The sequence below is a fragment of the Kitasatospora sp. NPDC058063 genome, from assembly GCF_042885395.1.
Classification (GTDB): Bacteria; Actinomycetota; Actinomycetes; order Streptomycetales; family Streptomycetaceae; genus Kitasatospora; species Kitasatospora lactacystinica.
This window is the reverse complement of the sequence record NZ_JBHVSD010000007.1, coordinates 247852-264250: the sequence shown is the minus strand read 5'-3', so window position 1 is coordinate 264250 and position 16399 is coordinate 247852. Positions and strand designations below refer to the sequence as shown.

Here is a 16399-nt window from a genome sequence, read left to right as displayed (position 1 = left end):
CCCGCCAAGCCGGGGTCCGGCGCACTCAGGCGTGGGCCTTGAGGCCGCGCGCCGCGAACAGACGGACCTCGGCGCGCCGCTCGGCGTGCTCGTCCAGGCCCGACTTGGCCTTCTCCAGTGCGCGCTCGGCACGCGCGACATCGATCTCGTCCGCCAGCTCGGCGATCTCCGCGAGCAGAGACAGCTTGTTGTCGGCGAAGGAGATGAAGCCGCCGTGCACCGCGGCGATCACGGTGCCGCCGTCCACCGTGCGGATGGTGACCGGACCGGTCTCCAGCACGCTCAGCACCGGGGTGTGGCCCGGCATGATGCCGGTGTCACCGGAGGCCGTACGGGCGACGACGATGGTGGCCGCACCGGACCACACCTTGCGGTCGGCTGCGACCAGCTCGACGTGCAGCTCAGCCAACGTGGGCTCCTAGGCTCATGCAACGCCCGATTACTCGGGAGTTTCGGTAAGAATAACGGCCCCGCGCCTCCGGCATGAAACCGGCGGCACGGATTTGACCGGAATCACAGCCGATGTGCCGCGAGGGGTGGTCCCCAGGCTCGGGGGCCACCCCTCACGGTCACGCACAGCTGCTACCGGCCGCGATTACTTCTTCGCCAGCTCGGCGGCGTTCTTCTCGAGGTCCTCGATGCCACCGCACATGAAGAAGGCCTGCTCCGGGACGGAGTCGTACTTGCCGTCCGCGATCGAGTTGAAGGCCTCGATGGTCTCGGACAGCGGCACGGTCGAACCCTCGACACCGGTGAACTGCTTCGCCACGTAGGTGTTCTGCGAGAGGAAGCGCTCGATGCGGCGGGCACGGTGCACCGTGACCTTGTCCTCCTCGGACAGCTCGTCGATACCGAGGATCGCGATGATGTCCTGGAGGTCCTTGTACTTCTGCAGGATCCCCTTGATACGGATGGCCGTGTCGTAGTGGGTCTGCGCGATGTACCGCGGGTCGAGGATGCGGGACGTGGAGTCCAGCGGGTCGACGGCCGGGTAGATGCCCTTCTCCGAGATCGGGCGCGACAGAACGGTCGTCGCGTCCAGGTGGGCGAAGGTGGTGGCCGGCGCCGGGTCGGTCAGGTCGTCCGCGGGGACGTAGATCGCCTGCATCGAGGTGATCGAGTGACCGCGGGTCGAGGTGATGCGCTCCTGCAGGAGGCCCATCTCGTCGGCCAGGTTCGGCTGGTAGCCCACCGCGGAGGGCATGCGGCCGAGCAGGGTCGACACCTCGGAACCGGCCTGGGTGAACCGGAAGATGTTGTCGATGAAGAGGAGCACGTCCTGCTTCTCGACGTCACGGAAGTACTCCGCCATGGTCAGCGCGGACAGCGCGACGCGCAGACGGGTGCCCGGCGGCTCGTCCATCTGGCCGAAGACCAGCGCGGTCTTGTCCAGAACGCCCGAGTCGACCATCTCGTCGATGAGGTCGTTGCCCTCACGGGTGCGCTCGCCGACACCGGCGAACACCGACACACCACCGAAGTTCTCGGCGACGCGGTAGATCATCTCCTGGATCAGAACGGTCTTGCCGACACCGGCACCACCGAACAGACCGATCTTGCCACCCGTGACGTACGGGGTGAGCAGGTCGATGACCTTGATGCCGGTCTCGAACATCTCGGTCTTGGACTCGAGGTCCTTGAACTCCGGGGCCTTGCGGTGGATCGGCCACCGGACCTGGACCTGAGACTCGAACTCGTCCTTGTCGACGTTCAGCACGTCACCGAGGGCGTTGAACACCTTGCCCTTGGTGATCTGGCCGACCGGGACGGAGATCGCCGCACCGGTGTCGGAGACCTGCGAACCACGGACCAGGCCGTCGGTCGGCTGCATCGAGATGCCGCGGACCATGCCGTCGCCGAGGTGCTGGGCGACCTCGAGGGTCAGGGTCTTCTTGCCCGTGCCGTCGGGGTTGTCCACCTCGACGTGCAGGGCGTTGTACATGTCCGGAATCGCGTCGACGGGGAACTCCACGTCGACGACCGGGCCGATGACCCGCGCGACGCGGCCCGTCGCCGTGGTCGGCTCAACAGTGGTGGTCATACTCATTCGCTCCCGCGGCTAGCGTCGGCGAGGGCGTTGGCACCGCCGACGATCTCGCTGATTTCCTGGGTGATCTCGGCCTGACGGGCCGAGTTGGCAAGCCGCGTGAGCGACTTGATGAGCTCGCCGGCGTTGTCCGTCGCGCTCTTCATCGCGCGGCGGCGGGCGGCGTGCTCGGAAGCGGCCGACTGCAGCAGCGCGTTGTAGATCCGGCTCTCGACGTACCGCGGCAGCAGGGCGTCCAGGACGCCCTCCGCCGACGGCTCGAAGTCGTACAGCGGGAAGATCTCCGACTTGGCCGGCGTCTGGTCGCTGAGCTGGACCTCGTCCAGCTTCAGCGGCAGCAGCCGCGCCTCGACCGCGTTCTGCGTCAGCATCGACACGAACTCGGTGGAAACCAGGTGGAGTTCGTCCACACCGCCGGTCTCGGCCGTGAAGGCCTCGATCAGGTCGGCCGCCACGGTCTTCGCGTCACCGTACGTCGGCTTGTCCGAGAATCCCGTCCACGAGCCCTCGATCGCCAGACCGCGGAACGTGTAGTACGAGACGCCCTTGCGGCCGATGATGTACGCCACCACGTCCTTGCCCTCGGACTTCAGGCGCTCGGCGAGCACCAGCGAAGCCTTGATGGCGTTGGTCGAGTAGCCGCCGGCCAGGCCGCGGTCCGCCGTGATCAGCAGGACCGCCGCGCGCTTGGCGTTCGGGTTCTCGGTGGTGAGCGGGTGCTTGGCGTTGGACCGGGTGGCCACCGCCGTCACCGCCCGGGTGAGCTCATCGGCGTACGGAGTGGAGGCGGCCACCGCGCGCTGCGCCTTGACGATGCGCGACGCGGAGATCATCTCCATCGCCTTGGTGATCTTCTTCGTCGCGGTGACAGAGCGGATCCGGCGCTTGTAGACCCGAAGCTGTGCTCCCATGGGTCGTTACGTCCTTTCCCTCGCTACCGGACTCAGGCCTGCTCGGAGAGCAGCTTGCCGTCAGCGGTCTGGTACCCCTGCTTGAAGGCCTCGATCGCGCTGGTCAGCGCGTCGACAGTGCCGTCGGCCAGCAGACCGGTCTCGACGATGCCGGCGAGCAGGTCCTTGTGCTGCAGGCGCACGTGGTCCAGGAACTCGCGCTCGAAGCGGCGGATCTCGGCGACCGGGACGTCGTCCAGCTTGCCGTTGGTGCCGGCCCAGATGGAGACGACCTGCTCCTCGACCGGGAACGGCTGGTACTGGCCCTGCTTCAGCAGCTCGACCATGCGCGCACCGCGCTCCAGCTGGGCCTTGGAGGCCGCGTCCAGGTCAGAACCGAAGGCGGCGAAGGCCTCCAGCTCACGGTACTGGGCGAGGTCCAGACGCAGGCGGCCGGCGACCGAGCGCATGGCCTTGATCTGGGCGGAGCCACCGACGCGGGAGACCGAGATACCGACGTTCACGGCCGGGCGGATGCCGGCGTTGAACAGGTCGGACTCCAGGAAGCACTGGCCGTCGGTGATGGAGATGACGTTGGTCGGGATGTACGCCGAGACGTCGTTGGCCTTGGTCTCGATGATCGGCAGACCGGTCATCGAGCCGCCGCCCAGGGCGTCGTTCAGCTTCGCGCAGCGCTCCAGCAGGCGGGAGTGCAGGTAGAAGACGTCGCCCGGGTAGGCCTCGCGGCCCGGCGGGCGGCGCAGCAGCAGGGAGACGGAACGGTAGGCCTCGGCCTGCTTCGACAGGTCGTCGAAGATGATCAGGACGTGCTTGCCGTCGTACATCCACTCCTGGCCGATGGCCGAACCGGTGTACGGGGCGAGGTACTTGAAGCCGGCCGGGTCGGAGGCGGGAGCGGCCACGATGGTGGTGTACTCCAGCGCGCCGGCCTCCTCCAGGGCGCCGCGAACGGACGCGATGGTGGAGCCCTTCTGGCCCACGGCGACGTAGATGCAGCGGACCTGCTTCTCCGGGTCGCCCGAGCGCCAGTTGTCGCGCTGGTTGATGATCGTGTCGACGGCCACCGCGGTCTTGCCGGTCTGGCGGTCGCCGATGATCAGCTGGCGCTGGCCGCGGCCGATCGGGGTCATCGCGTCGATGGCCTTGATACCGGTCTGCAGCGGCTGCTTGACCGACTTGCGGGCCATGACGCCGGGGGCCTGCAGCTCAAGGGCGCGGCGACCGGTGGCGGCGATGTCGCCCAGGCCGTCGATCGGGTTGCCCAGCGGGTCCACGACGCGGCCGAGGTAGCCGTCGCCGACCGGAACCGAGAGGACCTCGCCGGTGCGGCGCACGGTCTGGCCCTCTTCGATGCCGCCGAACTCACCGAGGACGACGACACCGATCTCGCGGGTGTCGAGGTTCAGCGCGAGGCCGAGCGTGCCGTCCTCGAACTTCAGCAGCTCGTTCGCCATGACCGAGGGCAGGCCCTCGACATGCGCGATGCCGTCCGCCGCGTCAGTGACCGTGCCGACCTCTTCCACAGAAGCGGCGTCCGGCTGGTACGACTGGACAAAGTCGGCCAGCGCGTCCCGGATCTCCTCCGGACGGATCGTAAGCTCCGCCATCAGGCTTCCCTGCTCTCCTAGTTTGCGATCCTCGGCCCGCCATTGAGGGCCGCAAGTATTCGACTCTCGGCCGGGTCTTCCGAACCGGCCGTACGATGTGCCGGCTCCTTGGGGAGCCGGTTTCCCGACCGAGGGTCGGATGTGCTGCTTCGGTGCTCAGCCTTCGAGCGACTGGCGAGCGCCTTCGAGGCGGCTCGACACGGTGCCGTTGATGATCTCGTCGCCGATCTGCACCTGGACGCCGCCGACGACCTCGGGGTCGACGTCGATGTTCAGGTGGACCTGGCGGCCGTACATCCGGCCCAGAGCACCGGACAGGCGCTCCTTCTGGGTGTCCGACAGCGGCACCGCGGTGGTGACCAGGGCCACCACGCGGCCACGGCGTGCGGCGGCGAGCTTCGAGTAGGACTCGAGGCCCTGCTCCAGGCTACGGCCACGCGGCGCGTTGACGAGGGCGGTGACCAGCCGGACGGTGCCGGCGTTGGCGCGGCCGCCGAGCAGCTTCTTGATCAGCTCGGCCTTCGCGACGGCTCCGGCCTTCGGCTCGGTCAGCGCGGCGCGCAGCTCGTGCGCGCCGCTCACCACCCGGCCGAAGCGGAAGAGCTCGTCCTCGACGTCGTCCAGGGCGCCGGCCTTGTCCGCGGCGATGATCTCCGCGTACGCGGAGAGCTGCTCGGTCGCGTCCACCAGGTCGCGCGAGCCCGACCAGCGGGAGCGGACCAGGCCGGAGACCAGGTCGACGGCCTCGCCGGAGACCTGGCCGGTCAGCAGCGAGGTGACCAGCTGGGCCTTGTCCTGGCCGGACCGGGACGGGTCCGTCAGGACTCGGCGCAGCGACACCTCACGGTCCAGCACGGCCGTGACGGCGGTGAGCTCCTCGGCGAGCTTGGCCGCGTCCACCGAGGTGGAGTCGGTCAGGCTCTCCAGGTTCTGCCGGCCGGCAGCGAGGGCCTCACGGCTGGCGCCGATCACTTGGCCGCACCCTGAGCAACGGCGGCCTTGGCCTCCAGCTCGTCCAGGAAGCGGTCGATGACGCCGCTCTGCCGGGCGTGGTCCTCCAGGGACTCGCCCACGATGCGGGACGCCAGCTGGGTCGCCAGCGAGCCCACGTCCTGACGCAGGGCGGCAGTGGCCTGCTTCTTGTCCGCCTCGATCTGGGCGTGACCGGCGGCGACGATGGCCTCGCGCTGGCGCTGGCCCTCCTCGCGCATCTCGGCGAGCTGGGCGGCACCCTGCTCGCGAGCCTGCTCGACGATGCGGGCAGCCTCGTGGCGCGCCTCGGCGAGCTCGGCGCGGTACTGCTCAAGCAGGGCCTGGGCCTCCACCTGGGCGGCCTCGGCGCGCTCCATCCCGCCCTCGATCGCGTCCCGGCGCTCCGACAGCACCTTCTCGATGCTGGGGAGGAGCTTCTTGCCGAGCAGACCGAAGACGATGAAGAAGCAGAGCAGGCCGATGATGATCTCGGGCCACGCGGGGAGGAGAGGGTTCATCTTCTCCTCGGCCGCGAGCTGGACGATCGCCATGCTCATATCTGGACCTTCCTCAGAAAGGGTCTACGGCGGGATTACTTGTTGCCGAAGACGAACGGCATGACGATGCCGATGAGGGCGAGCGCCTCGGTCAGCGCGAAGCCGATGAACATGTTGGAACGGATGAGACCGGCGGCCTCGGGCTGACGGGCCATGGCCTGGACACCGTTACCGAAGATGAGACCGACGCCGATGCCGGGGCCGATGGCGGCGAGGCCGTAGCCGATGGAGGCGACGGAACCGTAGACAGTGCCCTCAGCGAGGATGCTCATTGACGTTGTCCTTTGCAGGGTGGTGAACCGGTGGTGATTGGCCACCGGGCGATCCGGGAGGTTGGTTCAGGGTGGGGCCGAGGCCCCCTGGCTCAGTGCGACTCTTCGAGGGCACCGGCGATGTAGCTGCTGGCCAGCATCACGAAGATGTAGGCCTGCAGGAACTGGACCAGCAGCTCGAAGGCGGTCAGCGCGACGGCGACGATGAACGAGGCCGAGCCGTACAGCGCGCCCAGGGTCGGGCTGAGCAGGTACCAGGAGGCGATGGAGAACATCACGATCAGCAGGTGACCGGCGAACATGTTCGCGAAGGCTCGGACCGCGAGCGTGAAGGGGCGCACGAAGATGTTCGAGAAGAACTCGATCGGCACCAGGATGAACATGACCCAGCCGGGGATGCCCGAGGGCCAGCAGAGGTTCTTGAAACCGCCGACGAAGCCGTGCTTCTTGAAGGTCAGCGTCATGTAGGTGACCCACACGACCGCCGCGAGGCCGGCCGGGAACGCGATCGCCGCCGTCACGGGGAACTGGGCGAACGGGATGACCGACATGATGTTCATCAACCAGATGAAGAAGAACATCGAGACCAGCATCGGGACGTACTTCTCGCCCTTTTTGCCGATCGTCTCCAGGACGATGGAGCGCTTGACGAAGTCGTACCCGATCTCACCGACCAGCTGCAGCTTGCCGGGGACCAGGCGCGGCTTGGCGAAAGCGGCCCAGAAGAACACGACGACCAGCAGCGCGACGATGATCGACAGCAGCATCGGCTTGTTGAACTCGATGCTGCCGATCGTGAAGATCGGCTCGAACTGGAACTCGTTCAGGCCCGGGGCCGGGAAGCCGCAACCAGCGTCCCCGAAGTGGCAACTGCCTGAGGCGAGGGACGTGAGTTCAGCACTCACCACGGACTCCTTCGTCGTGACGCATGGATACGGCAACCTCGGTGTGTCGGCGTGGCCTGCGGCCACGGAGCGGCACTGGAACTTGATGGGTTTCTCGCCGACCCCGCGCGCCGGCGCACAGCACCACAGCGGGATCATCGAAGACTGCGCGGATCCGGGGGGCGATCGGTCCGCTGTCCGGACAGACCTGGCCTCTTCCCGTACTCCGTTGTTGCGACGGACGATAGCAGCCCGTCAGCGCGGCATAAACACCGCCCCCCTCGTTGGGGGGACAGTTGGGCCTCGTCACTGTTGACGCCCCTTGTCGGAGGGCTTGTCGCCCTTCTTTTCGGAGGCGTCGGGGTCGACGTAGAAGGTCTTGGCCTTGAGCGCACCACGCACCTGGAAGCCCGTCCAGATCAGGGCGCAGCCGAGCAGGGTGAAGGCGAAGGCCTGCCGGTTGAAGAGATCGGTGTTCTTGAAGACCGCGAGCACGATGCCGACCAGCAGGATCTGCGTGGTGTACACCAGCAGCGCCGCGGCCATCATGATCTGCGGGTTCGACCTGGTCAGCCGGTCGAGCGCGAACTGGCCGGAGGCGAAGAAGGCCATCACGAGCAGCGCGCCGAAGAGGGCACCGAGCAGGCCCTTCCCACCGGCGACGGCGAAGGAGATCGCCATGGCGATGATCCCGGCGGCCGCAGTGGGAATCGCGGCGCCTCGGAGGATCCGGGCGTCGGTGGACGGCATGTCGGCAGCTCCGGCGGCATGTCGATGTGGCGGGGGACGGGCACAGCGGTGGCGGGTGACACCGGACCGAGGCATCGCCGCGGGCCGCCCATCGGAACGGCGGGCCCGGTGAGGGAGACCGACAGGGACGGAAGTCATCCACCTGTCAGGTCTTTCGGCGTGTTCTCGGTACTCGTGAACGGTATCACAAACTATTTGATGAGAGCTTTACCATGAATATGTGGCACCTGTCACACCAACGGCGCAACGGATCCGCCATTCGAGTGAACGCCATCGGATGGACCCTCAACTCCCTTGTCAGTGGCGGCCGGTGGCCTTGTGGTGGGGGCCGACCGCGGTGGAGCCCACGCCGGAGTCCCGGCCGGCTTCACCCAGGAGTTGCTTGTCCTTCGCCGACAGTTCGGCCATCGGACCGCTCTGCTGCCGCCGGTAGCGCGGGGGGACGAAGGACTGCACCGCCCGCGGGGCGCGCGGCCGGAACCGCGGGGTGAGCAGCACCACCAGGCCGACCAGGCAGAGCCCGGCGAGCGTCAGGACGACGGTGCGGCCGGTGTTGGTCACCGAGAAGGCCACCGAACCGAAGGCGATCAGCGCGGCCCAGAAGTACATGATCAGTACGGCGCGGCTGTGCGAGTGACCCACCTGGAGCAGCCGGTGGTGGAGGTGGCGCTTGTCCGCGGCGAACGGGGACTGACCGGCCCAGGTGCGGCGCACCACGGCGAGCAGCAGGTCGGCCAGCGGCAGCGCGATGACCGTCAGCGGCAGCAGCAGCGGGATGTAGATCGGCACCAGGGCGTGCACGGCGGCGGTCTGCGAACCGGTCTCGTTGCTGATCAGGTCCGGGTCGACCCGGCCGGTGATCGAGATCGCGGCGACGGCCAGCATCAGGCCCAGCATCATCGAGCCGGAGTCGCCCATGAAGATCCGCGCGGGGTGCATGTTGTGCGCCAGGAAGCCCAGGCACATGCCGATCAGCAGCACGCTGAACAGCACGGCGGGGGCCGCGTCGGTGATCGTGTAGCCGTACCAGAGCCGGTAGCTGTACAGGAAGAAGGCCATCGCGGCGATGCAGACCATGCCGCCGGCCAGGCCGTCCAGGCCGTCGATGAAGTTCACCGCGTTCACCATGACGACGACCAGGGTGACCGAGATGACCATGCCCTGGGTCGGACTGACCGCGACCGGGCCGACACCGGGCACCGGGAGGGTGATCACCGTGACGCCCTGCCAGACCATCACGCCGGCGGCGATCATCTGGCCGCCGAGCTTCACCAGCGCGTCCACGCCCCACTTGTCGTCGAGGACCCCGAGCAGGAACATGATCCCGGCGCCGGACAGCAGCGCGCGGATGTCCGTGCCCTGGGAGAACACCTTGCTCAGGTTGTCGAGCTGGGAGGCGACCAGGATGCCCGCGCACAGTCCGCCGAACATCGCGATGCCGCCGAGCCGCGGCGTGGGCTCGCGGTGCACGTCGCGGGCGCGCACCGGCGGCATGGCGCCGGCCGCTATGGCGAACTTCCGGACCGGGCCGGTCAGCAGGTAGGTGACGGCGGCGGTGCAGAACAGCACCAGCAGATACTCACGCACCACTGGCCTCCTGCATCACTGTCGAACGGGGAAGTACCGAAGGTACTCCCCTGCCTTCCCGGGGTTCGAGGTGCGTCGCCACGGCACACACCTTATTGAGTCGGACGCCGGGACCGTGCATCGCGGTTCGCCCTCCCGGGTAGGAGATCCCGATACCCGCGGAGAACCTCCGTCAGCCACGGTCGGCGAAGGCCAGCGCCAGCTCCCGGACCCGCGCCGCGGCGGGGGCGACCGCGCCCCCGGCGAGCACCCGGGCGATCAGCCCGGCGATCTCCGTCAGCTCGCTCTCCCCCATCCCCTGGCTGGTCACCGTGCCCGTGCCCAGCCGGATGCCGGAGGCCTCGGCGGCCGGCGCCGGGTCGTACGGCAGCGCGCACTTGCCGAGCAGCAGCCCGGCCGCCGCGCAGCGCCGCTCGGCCTCCGCTCCGGTCACCCCGAGCGGGCTCACGTCGGCGGTCACCAGATGGGTGTCGGTGCCGCCCGTCAGCGGGCGCATCCCGGCCTCCGCGAGCCCGCCGGCGAGCGCCCGGGCCCCGGACACCGCCCGCTGCGCGTACGCCCGGTACGCGGGCCCGGAGGCCTCCGCGAGGGCCACCGCCTTGCCGGCCACCTCGTTCATCGCCGCACCGCCCTGGCTGAACGGGAACACCGCCCGGTCGATCCGCTCGGCCAGCTCCGCGGTGCACAGCAGCAGCCCTCCGCGCGGACCGCGCAGGAGCTTGTGGGTGGCCGCCACGGTGACGTCCGCGTACGGCACCGGGGAGGGCGCCACCCCCGCCGCGATCAGCCCGGTGGTCTGCGCGGCGGAGGCGATCAGATAGGCGTCCACCTCGTCGGCGATCTCCCGGAACGCCGCCCAGTCCGGGTGCCGGGGGTGCGAGATCGAGCCCGCCACGATGGCCTTGGGGCGGTGCTCCCGGGCCAGGTCGCGGACCTGGTCGAGGTCGATCAGCCCGTCGCTCTCGCGCACGCCGTAGCCGGTGAAGGCGAACCAGCGCCCGGAGAAGTTGGCGCGCGAGCCGCAGCTGAGGTGGCCGCCGTGCTCCAGCGACATCGCCAGCACACCGTCGCCGGGCCGCAGCAGCGCCGCGTACGCCGCCAGCATCGCCGAAGTCGCCGACCGCGGCTGGACGTTGGCGTGCGGGGCGGCGAACAGCTCACGGGCCCGGTCGATCGCCAGCAGCTCGGCGGCGTCCGCCAGCGCGCAGCCGGTGTGGTGCCGGCGGCCCGGGTAGCCCTCGGCGTACTTGTCGATCAGCGGGCCGGTGAGCGCCGCCAGGACGGCGGGGGTGGTCAGGTTCTCCCCCGCCAGCAGCTGGATCGTTTCGGCGCGCCGCTCGGCCTCCGCGGCCAGCAGGTCGGCCAGCTGCGGATCGGCCCGGTGCAGCGCCTCGGACACCCAGGGGCGCCCGGTCGTCGTGGTGGGGTCGGTCGCGGCATCGGTGACGGTCATGGCGGGGCTCCCGGGCGCTGCGGGGACTGTGTCACCCAGCGTAGGACCGCCGACCGCGCCCGGCCCGCCGAGCCACGGCCGGACGGCCCCATTCAGCGCCTCGGCGCCCGCCCGCGGGCCGTCGGCGCGGCGCGGGGACGTCAGCGCGGCGCGGGGACGCCGGTGAGCGCGGTGACCACCGGGTCGACCGCGTGGAATATCTCCTCGCCGCAGTTGCGGAACATGCCGATCGGCGCCCCGTACGGGTCGTCCAGCTCGTCCGACTCCGGGGTGGCGGCCAGCAGCCAGCCGCGCAGCGCGGCGGCCGCCCGGACCAGCGCGCGGGCCCGCTCGGTGACGTCGGCGCCGCGCCGGGGATCCGGCAGGGTGCCCGGGTCTATCGTCCGCACCAGGCGGGTGAACTCCTTCAGCGTGAAGGTGCGCAGCCCCGCCTCGTGACCCATCGAGATCACCTGGGCGCGGTGGTCCAGCGTCGCGGTGAGCACCAGGTCGGCCTCGACCACGTGCTCGTCCAGCAGCTCGCGGCCGGTGAAGCCCCCGCTGTCGGCGCCGTACTCGTCGAGCACGGTCGCGGCGTGGTCCTCCATCGGCGCGCCCTCGTGGCCCCAGGTGCCGGCACTCTCGACCAGGATCCGCCCGGCCACCCGGGGGCTCAGCCGGGTGTCCAGCTCACGCCGGGTCAGCCGCTCGGCGATCGGCGAGCGGCAGATGTTCCCGGTGCAGACGAACAGGATCCGGAAGTGGTCCAGCGGCCTGGGGCCCACGCTCAGGTACGGCGCTATGCCCGGCCCGGCGTGGAGCGAGGCGGTGGGCGTCAACTGCCGGCCTCCAGGTCGGGGACGACCTCCCTCAGCTGCTCGACGCTGATCGCGCCGGCCCGCAGCAGGACCGGGACCTTGCCCGTGACGTCGACGATCGACGAGGTGGCGGAGTCCTCGGCCGCCCCGCCGTCCAGGTAGACCGAGATCGCGTCGCCGAGCTGGGCCTGGGCCTCGTCGCAGGTCAGCGGGGGCGTCCCGCCGATCCGGTTGGCGCTGGAGACGGCCAGCGGGCCGGTGGCGTTCAGCAGCTCGATGGCGACCGGGTGCAGCGGCATCCGGACCGCGACGGTGCCGCGGGTGTCGCCGAGGTCCCAGCGCAGCGAGGGCTGGTGCCGGGCGACCAGGGTGAGCCCGCCGGGCCAGAAGGCGTCGACCAGCTCCCAGGCCTGCTCGGAGAAGTCGGTGACCAGGCCGTGCAGGGTGGTCGGCGAGCCGACCAGCACCGGCGAGGGCGTGTTGCGGCCGCGGCCCCGGGCGGCCATCAGCTCGGCGACGGCCTCCGGGGAGAAGGCGTCCGCACCGACCCCGTACAGGGTGTCGGTGGGCAGCACGACGAGTTCGCCGCGGCGGACGGCCGAGGCGGCCTCGCGCAGACCGGTGGCGCGGTCCCCGGCATCGGCACAGTCGTAGCGGCGGCTCATCGGTGCGGTCCCCTTCCGGAGTGGCTCATGGCAGTCACTACGGCCGCCACTGTGGTCACAGCGCGGCCTTGCGCGCTGTCGTACAGCGCTTGGTGTTCACGACCCGACCCTCCGGGCGGTCGTACTGCGCCCGACTGTTCACGACCCGACCCTCCGGGCGGTCGTACTGCGCCCGATTCTTCACGACCCGACCCTCCGGGCGGTCGTGAAGCGCGGCCGGTTGTTCAGGTCGCGGTGGTCGGCGGTGTCCGTCCAGCCGTGTTCCTCGTTGAAGATCCACGGCACCTGGCCGCCCTGCTGGTCGGCGTGCTCGATGACCACCGCGCCGCCCGGGCGCAGCAGTCGGGCCGCGACCCGCTCGATGCCGCGGATGGTGTCCAGGCCGTCCTCGCCGGAGAACAGCGACATCTGCGGGTCGTGGTCGCGGGCCTCCGGCGCGACGTACTCCCACTCGGTGAGCGGGATGTACGGCGGGTTGGAGATGACCAGGTCGAAGCGGCCGTCCCAGGAGCGGTCGTCCTCGAAGGCCCTGGTGGCGTCACCGGCGTGCAGGGTGACCCGGGCGCGGTCCGGGCTGGCCTCGATGTTGCGCCGGGTGTACTCCAGCGCGCCCTCGTCCAGTTCGAAGGCGTGCACGGTCGAGCGCGGCAGCTCCTGGGCCAGGGCGAGGGCGATCGCGCCGGAGCCGGAGCACAGGTCCACCACCAGCGGCTCGGCCACGTCCATGTCGCGCACCGCGTCTATCGCCCACTCGACGACCGTCTCGGTCTCCGGCCGGGGCACGAACACCCCGGGGCCGACCTCCAGTTCGAGGTAGCGGAAGAACGCCCGCCCGGTGATGTGCTGGAGCGGCTCGCGCGCCTCCCGGCGGGAGACGGCCTCCCAGTAGCGGGCGTCGAAGTCGGCGTCCTTCACCGTGTGCAGCTGGCTGCGCTTGACGTTGTGGACGTAGGCGGCGAGCTCCTCCGCGTCGAAGCGCGGCGACGGCACGCCGGCCGCGGCCAACCGCTGGGTGGCCTGGGCCACCTCGGCGAGCAGCAGGTTCATCCGTACGACCTCTTGTTTCTCCGGCTCCGGGCGAAACGCGGGCTGGGGCGCGCCGGTCTCAGTTCTCTTGGGCCGCGGCGAGCTTGGCCGCCGCGTCCTTGTCGACGCAGGACTGGATCACCGCGTTCAGGTCGCCGTCCAGGACCTGGTCCAGGTTGTACGCCTTGAATCCGGTGCGGTGGTCCGAGATGCGGTTCTCGGGGTAGTTGTACGTGCGGATCCGCTCGGAGCGGTCCACGGTGCGGACCTGGCTGCGGCGCGCGTCCGAGGCCTCCCGCTCGGCCTCCTCCTGCGCGGCGGCCAGCAGCCGCGAACGCAGAATGCGCATCGCCTGCTCCTTGTTCTGGAGCTGGCTCTTCTCGTTCTGGCAGGACGCCACGATACCGGTCGGCAGGTGGGTGATCCGGACCGCGGAGTCGGTGGTGTTGACCGACTGGCCGCCGGGGCCGGAGGAGCGGTAGACGTCGATCCGCAGGTCGTTGGCGACGATCTCGACCTCGACCTCCTCCGCCTCCGGGGTGACCAGCACGCCCGCCGCGGAGGTGTGGATGCGGCCCTGCGACTCGGTGGCGGGGACGCGCTGCACGCGGTGCACGCCACCCTCGTACTTCAGCCGGGCCCAGACGCCCTGGCCGGGCTCGGTGCTGCCCTTGGTCTTCACGGCCACCGAGACGTCCTTGTAGCCGCCGAGGTCGGACTCGTTGGAGTCGATGAGCTCGGTCTTCCAGCCGACCCGCTCCGCGAAGCGCAGGTACATCCGGAGCAGGTCGCCGGCGAACAGCGCGGACTCCTCGCCGCCCTCGCCCGCCTTGATCTCCAGGATGACGTCCTTGTCGTCGCTCGGGTCGCGCGGCACCAGCAGCAGCCGCAGCTCCTCGGTGAGCTCGTCCCGGCGCGCCTCGGAGTCCTTCACCTCGGCGAGGAACTCCGGCTCCTCGGCGGCGAGTTCACGCGCGGCCTCGATGTCCTCGCCGGCCTGCCGCCACTGCCGGTAGACCCGGGTGATCGGGGTCAGCTCGGCGTACCGCTTGGCCAGCTTGCGGGCGTTGTTCTGGTCGGCGTGGACGGACGGGTCGGCCAGCCTCGTTTCGAGGTCGGCGTGCTCGACGAGGAGCTCTTCGACTGCCTCGAACATGGGGTGGCCTTCTTCCCGGGGACTCGGAAACATGTGGGGGGTGGGGAACTCGCGGGGGGACGCGAACGGCGCCGGCCCCCAGCGCCCCCGACAACGAGTACGGGGGCACCGGGAACCGGCGCCGAGGGAGCGCTAGGCCTTCGCGCTGTGCTGCTTGCCGAAGCGGGCCTCGAAGCGGGCCACGCGGCCACCGGTGTCGAGGATCTTCTGCTTGCCGGTGTAGAACGGGTGGCACTGCGAGCAGACCTCGGCGCGGATCTCGCCACTGGTCTCGGTCGAGCGGGTGGTGAACTCGGCACCGCAGGTGCAGGTCACGCGCGTGACCACGTACTCGGGGTGAACGTTGGACTTCAAGGGGTTCTCCTAGGTTTCGGGAGGGCACCGGGTCGGCGGCTGGAGCGCCGCACGTGAACCGGGACCGACGGACCAGTCTGCCAGGACCGGCCGCATCTTCCCAAACCGGGTCGCGTTCCGGGATATTCCGGGCGCCCCTCAGTGCGCCGCCCCGGCCTTCGGGGTGGCCTTCCCCGCGTCCCGTGCGGCCGTCGAGGGGGCCGCCGTGGGAGCCGCCTGGGCGGGGTTCTCCGGCTGCGCGGAGACGACCGCCGACGGGAACGCCTGGTCGGCCTTGAGCGCCCCCCAGACCTGCCCGGCCTGCGGCTGCTGCTCGACCACCCGGTTCGGGTCGCTGGGGGCCGTCTCCACCGGCAGGGTGACCATGCTCAGCTGGTCCGGGCCTATCCCCTTCAGCTCCTGGGCGAGCCCGACCAGCGAGTTCACCGAGCCGAGCGCGGAGTCGGTGGTGATGCTCCTGGTCACGGTGTCGCCGATCGACCACAGCTTGACCGGGTTGGTGAGCATCCCGTTCCCCCCGACCTGCTGCAGCAGCGACTTCACCATCTGCTTCTGGAGCTCGATCCGGCCGAGGTCGCTGCCGTCGCCGACGCCGTGCCGGGTGCGCACGAAGGCCAGTGCCTGCCGGCCGTCCAGGTGGTGCTCGCCGGGCGGCAGGTCGAGCCCGCTGTCCTTGTCGTGGATGGCCACCGCGGTGGTCACGGTGGCCCCGCCCATCGCGTCCACGACCCTGGCGAAGCCGGCGAAGTCGATCTGCAGGTAGTGGTCCATCCGCAGCCCGGTGAGCTGCTCGGTGGTCTTGACGGCGCAGACCGCGCCGCCGCTCTCGAAGGCGCTGTTGTACATCGCGCGCTTGGCGCCGGGCACGGTCCGGCCGCTCGGGTCGGTGCAGTCGGGGCGGGTGACCAGGGTGTCGCGCGGGATCGAGACGACCTGGGCGCGGGAGTGGTCCTGGTTGATGTGCACCACCATCGCGGTGTCCGAGCGGGCGGTGTCGCCGGTGTCCCCGCCCGCGATCGAGCCGTTGTCGCCGCCGCGCGAGTCGGAGCCGAGCACCAGGATGTTGAAGGAGCCGTCGGTGGCGGCCGGCGGCCGGGCGTCGCCGAGCCGGGCGTCGATGTCGACGCTCTTGATGTTGCCGTTGAGCCTGAACCAGGCGAAGAGGGCCGCGCCGGCGCCGAGGACGACGAGCGCGACGAACGCGCAGGCGGCCGTCCGCAGGACTCTGCGGCGGCGCCCTGGAACCCTCTTGTGTTCGGCCATACGGTCCAGAGTAAATCGGACAACATGATCCAAACGCCCTCAAGTTGTCCCGACTCTGGAACAAACCGGGCCGGACGCACGGAACCCCGGACCGCTCG

Annotated in this window: 17 protein-coding genes; all 17 read right to left on the bottom strand. The window is 70.1% G+C overall.

The features are described from left to right. Positions 1 to 25: 25 nt before the first annotated feature. Positions 26 to 409: a F0F1 ATP synthase subunit epsilon gene (locus ACFVUY_RS14740; protein ID WP_030235805.1), complete on the bottom strand. Its 384-nt coding sequence runs from the start codon at positions 407 to 409 to the stop codon at positions 26 to 28. A 186-nt stretch (positions 410 to 595) separates the two neighbouring features. Next, on the bottom strand, positions 596 to 2041 hold the full coding sequence (gene atpD, locus ACFVUY_RS14735; RefSeq protein ID WP_359899952.1) for a F0F1 ATP synthase subunit beta: 1446 nt from the start codon (positions 2039 to 2041) through the stop codon (positions 596 to 598). Between the two features lie 2 nt (positions 2042 to 2043). Then, positions 2044 to 2958 carry a F0F1 ATP synthase subunit gamma gene (locus tag ACFVUY_RS14730; protein ID WP_387690889.1) on the bottom strand — a complete coding sequence of 305 codons (915 nt, stop codon included), beginning with the start codon at positions 2956 to 2958 and terminating at the stop codon, positions 2044 to 2046. A gap of 32 nt (positions 2959 to 2990) precedes the next feature. Then, positions 2991 to 4565 (bottom strand): F0F1 ATP synthase subunit alpha, encoded by a 1575-nt coding sequence (gene atpA, locus ACFVUY_RS14725; RefSeq protein WP_359899956.1) that lies wholly within the window; start codon positions 4563 to 4565, stop codon positions 2991 to 2993. Positions 4566 to 4721: 156 nt separating this feature from the next. Further along, positions 4722 to 5537, bottom strand: a complete 816-nt coding sequence (locus tag ACFVUY_RS14720) for a F0F1 ATP synthase subunit delta (RefSeq protein ID WP_380538225.1) — start codon at positions 5535 to 5537, stop codon at positions 4722 to 4724. Further along, on the bottom strand, positions 5534 to 6094 hold the full coding sequence (locus tag ACFVUY_RS14715; protein ID WP_387729979.1) for a F0F1 ATP synthase subunit B: 561 nt from the start codon (positions 6092 to 6094) through the stop codon (positions 5534 to 5536). The genes ACFVUY_RS14720 and ACFVUY_RS14715 overlap by 4 nt, the downstream gene beginning before the upstream one ends. Positions 6095 to 6129: 35 nt before the next feature. Then, positions 6130 to 6366 carry an ATP synthase F0 subunit C gene (atpE, locus tag ACFVUY_RS14710; protein ID WP_030282059.1) on the bottom strand — a complete coding sequence of 79 codons (237 nt, stop codon included), beginning with the start codon at positions 6364 to 6366 and terminating at the stop codon, positions 6130 to 6132. Positions 6367 to 6458: 92 nt separating this feature from the next. Further along, the gene (gene atpB / locus ACFVUY_RS14705; protein ID WP_387729977.1) at positions 6459 to 7271 is read right to left on the bottom strand and encodes a F0F1 ATP synthase subunit A; all 813 of its coding nucleotides are present in this window, start codon (positions 7269 to 7271) and stop codon (positions 6459 to 6461) included. Between the two features lie 285 nt (positions 7272 to 7556). Then, positions 7557 to 8000, bottom strand: coding sequence for a hypothetical protein (locus ACFVUY_RS14700; protein ID WP_359899964.1), 444 nt, complete (start codon positions 7998 to 8000; stop codon positions 7557 to 7559). Positions 8001 to 8297: 297 nt separating this feature from the next. Continuing rightward, on the bottom strand, positions 8298 to 9587 hold the full coding sequence (locus tag ACFVUY_RS14695; RefSeq protein WP_359899966.1) for an MraY family glycosyltransferase: 1290 nt from the start codon (positions 9585 to 9587) through the stop codon (positions 8298 to 8300). 172 nt (positions 9588 to 9759) lie between these two features. Continuing rightward, entirely contained in the window at positions 9760 to 11040 is a 1281-nt protein-coding gene (gene glyA / locus ACFVUY_RS14690; RefSeq protein ID WP_387729975.1) for a serine hydroxymethyltransferase, read from the bottom strand. Positions 11041 to 11180: 140 nt separating this feature from the next. Continuing rightward, a complete protein-coding gene (locus ACFVUY_RS14685) occupies positions 11181 to 11822 on the bottom strand; it encodes a protein-tyrosine-phosphatase (protein ID WP_355252781.1) in 642 nt (213 codons plus the stop codon). A gap of 32 nt (positions 11823 to 11854) precedes the next feature. Beyond that, positions 11855 to 12502 (bottom strand): L-threonylcarbamoyladenylate synthase, encoded by a 648-nt coding sequence (locus tag ACFVUY_RS14680; RefSeq protein WP_359899969.1) that lies wholly within the window; start codon positions 12500 to 12502, stop codon positions 11855 to 11857. A gap of 180 nt (positions 12503 to 12682) precedes the next feature. After that, positions 12683 to 13549 carry a peptide chain release factor N(5)-glutamine methyltransferase gene (gene prmC, locus ACFVUY_RS14675; RefSeq protein WP_359899971.1) on the bottom strand — a complete coding sequence of 289 codons (867 nt, stop codon included), beginning with the start codon at positions 13547 to 13549 and terminating at the stop codon, positions 12683 to 12685. A 58-nt stretch (positions 13550 to 13607) separates the two neighbouring features. Continuing rightward, on the bottom strand, positions 13608 to 14684 hold the full coding sequence (gene prfA / locus ACFVUY_RS14670) for a peptide chain release factor 1 (RefSeq protein ID WP_387690898.1): 1077 nt from the start codon (positions 14682 to 14684) through the stop codon (positions 13608 to 13610). A 132-nt stretch (positions 14685 to 14816) separates the two neighbouring features. Then, positions 14817 to 15038 carry a 50S ribosomal protein L31 gene (rpmE, locus tag ACFVUY_RS14665; protein ID WP_030235761.1) on the bottom strand — a complete coding sequence of 74 codons (222 nt, stop codon included), beginning with the start codon at positions 15036 to 15038 and terminating at the stop codon, positions 14817 to 14819. 138 nt (positions 15039 to 15176) lie between these two features. Then, entirely contained in the window at positions 15177 to 16301 is a 1125-nt protein-coding gene (locus ACFVUY_RS14660) for an LCP family protein (protein ID WP_387729972.1), read from the bottom strand. Positions 16302 to 16399: the final 98 nt, after the last annotated feature.

What these genes read in the sequence shown, in the direction of transcription:
- atpD (WP_359899952.1), bottom strand. Translation starts at nt 2,041, where the DNA reads ATGACCACCACTGTTGAGCCGACCACGGCGACGGGCCGCGTCGCGCGG.
- ACFVUY_RS14730 (WP_387690889.1), bottom strand. Translation starts at nt 2,958, where the DNA reads ATGGGAGCACAGCTTCGGGTCTACAAGCGCCGGATCCGCTCTGTCACC.
- atpA (WP_359899956.1), bottom strand. Translation starts at nt 4,565, where the DNA reads ATGGCGGAGCTTACGATCCGTCCGGAGGAGATCCGGGACGCGCTGGCC.
- ACFVUY_RS14715 (WP_387729979.1), bottom strand. Translation starts at nt 6,094, where the DNA reads ATGAGCATGGCGATCGTCCAGCTCGCGGCCGAGGAGAAGATGAACCCT.
- atpE (WP_030282059.1), bottom strand. Translation starts at nt 6,366, where the DNA reads ATGAGCATCCTCGCTGAGGGCACTGTCTACGGTTCCGTCGCCTCCATC.
- ACFVUY_RS14700 (WP_359899964.1), bottom strand. Translation starts at nt 8,000, where the DNA reads ATGCCGTCCACCGACGCCCGGATCCTCCGAGGCGCCGCGATTCCCACT.
- glyA (WP_387729975.1), bottom strand. Translation starts at nt 11,040, where the DNA reads ATGACCGTCACCGATGCCGCGACCGACCCCACCACGACGACCGGGCGC.
- ACFVUY_RS14680 (WP_359899969.1), bottom strand. Translation starts at nt 12,502, where the DNA reads ATGAGCCGCCGCTACGACTGTGCCGATGCCGGGGACCGCGCCACCGGT.
- prmC (WP_359899971.1), bottom strand. Translation starts at nt 13,549, where the DNA reads ATGAACCTGCTGCTCGCCGAGGTGGCCCAGGCCACCCAGCGGTTGGCC.
- prfA (WP_387690898.1), bottom strand. Translation starts at nt 14,684, where the DNA reads ATGTTCGAGGCAGTCGAAGAGCTCCTCGTCGAGCACGCCGACCTCGAA.
- ACFVUY_RS14660 (WP_387729972.1), bottom strand. Translation starts at nt 16,301, where the DNA reads ATGGCCGAACACAAGAGGGTTCCAGGGCGCCGCCGCAGAGTCCTGCGG.